Consider the following 3,008-nt stretch of genomic DNA (forward strand, 5'->3'; position numbering starts at 1 on the left):
GGTACGGCCAGGATGCGACATCCGTCGGTCTCTTCACGTATCCCGTGTTGATGGCGGCCGACATCTTGCTGTACCAGACCGCGGTCGTGCCTGTCGGCGACGACCAGAAGCAGCACATCGAGCTGACGCGCGACCTCGCCGAGCGCTTCAACGCACGCTACGGCGAGACGTTCCGCGTGCCCATGCCGATGATCCAGCAGGAGTCCGCCCGCATCTACGACCTGCAGAATCCGCTGGCCAAGATGTCGAAGTCGGCGGAGTCGGATGCGGGTGTGCTCTGGTTGCTCGATGACCCGGACGCGACCGCGAAGAAGGTCATGCGCGCGGTCACCGACAGCGACGGCACGGTGCGGTACGACCGCGAGAAGAAGCCGGGTGTCTCGAACTTGCTCGTGATCTACGCGGCGCTGACCGGGCGTCAGATCCCCTCGATCGAGGACGAGTACGCGGGGCGCGGGTACGGCGACTTCAAGAGGGGTCTCGCAGACGTCGTGGTGTCGGAGTTCGAGCCCGTCCGCGCGCGGGCGCTTGAGTTGCTCGACGACCCGGCAGAGCTCGACCGTGTGCTTGCGGCCAACGCCGACCGAGCGGAAGCCGTCGCCGACACGACCCTCGACGCCGTGTACGAGCGCGTCGGGCTGCTCCGCCGCCGCTGAGCCGGCCCGGGCGCACTCACCCGCGTTCACAATTCAGTCCGCAGGCCGCATCCGTCGGTGCCGACCGCGAGATTCCGCGGGCTGGCCTCGATGGGCCGCTCGCGCAGACTGAATTGTGAACGCCATCAACGCACGGTTCCCTGTCGAAGAAGCCCTGTGAGCGCTGCAAACACATCCTGCTCGCGGTAGAGAATGTCTTCAGCAGTGAGTCGCAGGACGCAATAGCCCTGGCGCGCGAGCTCGAGATCCCGGCGGTAGTCCTTGCGTTGCTGCTCCCAGCTGCTGTGATGCGCTTTGCTGTCGCACTCGATGACCAGCCAGCCGTCCACGACGAGATCCACGAACCCGACGCCCACGATCGGCACTTGCAAATCAACGGCACAGCCCAACCGCAGCAACAGCAACCGCACCAGCGACTCGGGACCGGACTCGGCTCGCGGATCGAGAAAACGCCGCAGCACACGGAAGCGACTCGGTAGCGCCGCGAAGACGAAGTCCAGGTCATCCGGCCCCAGGAGTGCCTTGTGCAGCACACTGTCGAGTGTCGCAATCGCATGTTTCGGCTGCTGGCACCGGATGGCCTGGATGGTCGCATCGACGACATCCACCGCGCCCCGCAGAGGTGGCGCGACGAACCGGTGCCAGTGCAGCACCAACCCGTTTCGGGCTCGCTGGGGCACTGGCGTATCGACCGCGAGCGGTGAACGCATACGACTGTCGCCGCGCTCCATATGAACGTGAAGCGCCGAGGCATCGAAGACGAACACCCCCAGCGCTTTCAGCAGGGAGAGGCAGCCGAGCCGTCCGCCGACCCGCACCGCCTGGACGAGCTCCGCCGGTGCGTCGGCCGAGAGATAGTTATCGCGCCGGGCGCGGATGAGCGTGCGCATTCGCACCGCAACCGTGATCGCTCGAGAAGTCATTCCGTTCGCGCGAAGCTCGGCGCGCGTCCACACATCCCACATGCGTCGAGATTGGCGGGGCGGGGAGTAGGCGCACGGGCCGTCTGCCGCAACCGGTGGATGACGGTGCACAGACCCTCGCTGGGGAGGACGGGCACTGCCCAGTCCGGCGCGGTTGCGAAACGATCGCCGTTCGCAATTCAGTCCCGGGTGAGAGCGCACCCCGGGCTCGGCCCGGAAAGACACGGGACCCCGCTGGAGCGCACCCCGACGAGACTGAATTAAGGACGGCGAGACGCGTGAGACAGGGGCCGGGTACGGCCGCGGGGCAGATAGGGTCGCGGGGTGGAACCCGTCACCCTGCGCACCGCACGCCTCGAACTCTCGATCCCGACGCACGCCGATGTCGACGCGATCACGGAGGCCGCGCAGGATCCGGAGGTGCCGCGCTGGACAACACTGCCTTCGCCGTACACACGCGCCGACGCCGAAGAATTCATCGGGAAAGCCGCGAGCTGGTGGGAGTCGACGAGCGAGCTGACCTGGGGCATCCGCATCGACGGATCCTGGATCGGGATGATCGGGTTGCACGCCACGCAGCCGGGCGGTGACGCCGAGATCGGATTCTGGATGGCAAAGTCCGCGCGGGGAAAGGGGTTCCTGACGGAGGCGGCCGCTCGCGTGGTCGACTTCGGGTTCGCCGCGCCGCTCTCGCTCGCACGTATCCAGTGGCGCGCGATCGTCGGCAACGTCGCCTCGGCTCGCGCCGCGAGGGCGCTGGGCTTCCGCTACGAGGGCCTGTTGCGTCAGGGACTCTCCGACGTGCGCGGTCGGCACGACGGGTGGGTGGCCGGCTTGCTCGCGTCGGACGACCGGAGGCCACAACCCTGGCCCGTGCTGGACTGAGCGGGCCACGCGGCGCCACCCCGTGGCAGGATGGGCCCCATGCCGGAGATGCCCGAGGTACAGGGACTCGTCGAGTTTCTGCGCGGGCGCATCATCGGCCTGAGCATCGTCAAGGCATCCGTGGCGCAGATTGCGGCGCTCAAGACCTTCGACCCGCAGATCACGGCATTGCACGGGGCATCCGTCGTTTCGGTCGATCGGGCCGGCAAGTTCGTGGACATCGGATGCAGCGGCCCCGCGGACGAACCCGTGCACCTCGTCTTTCATCTCGCCAAGGCGGGGTGGCTCCGCTGGTACGACGCCGTTCCGACCGCGCTCGTCAAACCGGGCCGCTCCCCGATCGCCATCCGTGTTTCGCTGGGCGATGGGTCGGGGTTCGACCTGACCGAGGCGGGTACGAAGAAGTCGCTCGCGGTGTACGTGGTGCGGGACCCGGCCGATGTGCCGGGCATCGCGCGACTGGGTCCCGACCCCCTCGACCCCGCGTTCACTGTCGAGACGCTCGCGGGGCTCTTGGAGGGCCGGCGGACGCAGATCAAGGGTG

Annotated in this window: 4 protein-coding genes; 3 read left to right on the forward strand and 1 reads right to left on the reverse strand. The window is 67.8% G+C overall.

Annotation, left to right across the window (positions count from 1 at the left end):
• On the forward strand, positions 1–656 hold a 656-nt coding region (gene trpS / locus MIC448_RS08915; protein ID WP_036298462.1), incomplete at its 5' end, for a tryptophan--tRNA ligase.
• Positions 657–781: 125 nt separating this feature from the next.
• Here the strand turns inward: trpS and MIC448_RS08920 are convergent.
• Positions 782–1,546 (reverse strand): endonuclease domain-containing protein, encoded by a 765-nt coding sequence (locus tag MIC448_RS08920; RefSeq protein ID WP_232711650.1) that lies wholly within the window; start codon positions 1,544–1,546, stop codon positions 782–784.
• 357 nt (positions 1,547–1,903) lie between these two features.
• Here MIC448_RS08920 and MIC448_RS08925 point away from each other — a divergent pair, with 357 nt between their 5' ends.
• Positions 1,904–2,464, forward strand: a complete 561-nt coding sequence (locus MIC448_RS08925) for a GNAT family N-acetyltransferase (RefSeq protein ID WP_036298468.1) — start codon at positions 1,904–1,906, stop codon at positions 2,462–2,464.
• A gap of 39 nt (positions 2,465–2,503) precedes the next feature.
• Positions 2,504–3,008, forward strand: a 505-nt coding sequence (locus tag MIC448_RS08930) for a DNA-formamidopyrimidine glycosylase family protein (protein ID WP_036298471.1), incomplete at its 3' end; no start/stop codon positions are given.

The sequence above is a fragment of the Microbacterium sp. C448 genome (genome assembly GCF_000582705.2).
Taxonomy (GTDB): domain Bacteria; phylum Actinomycetota; class Actinomycetes; order Actinomycetales; family Microbacteriaceae; genus Microbacterium; species Microbacterium lacus_A.

Excerpts from the sequence above, each read along its gene's own strand:
- MIC448_RS08920 (WP_232711650.1), bottom strand. The coding sequence starts at position 1,546 with ATGCGCACGCTCATCCGCGCCCGGCGCGATAACTATCTCTCGGCCGAC.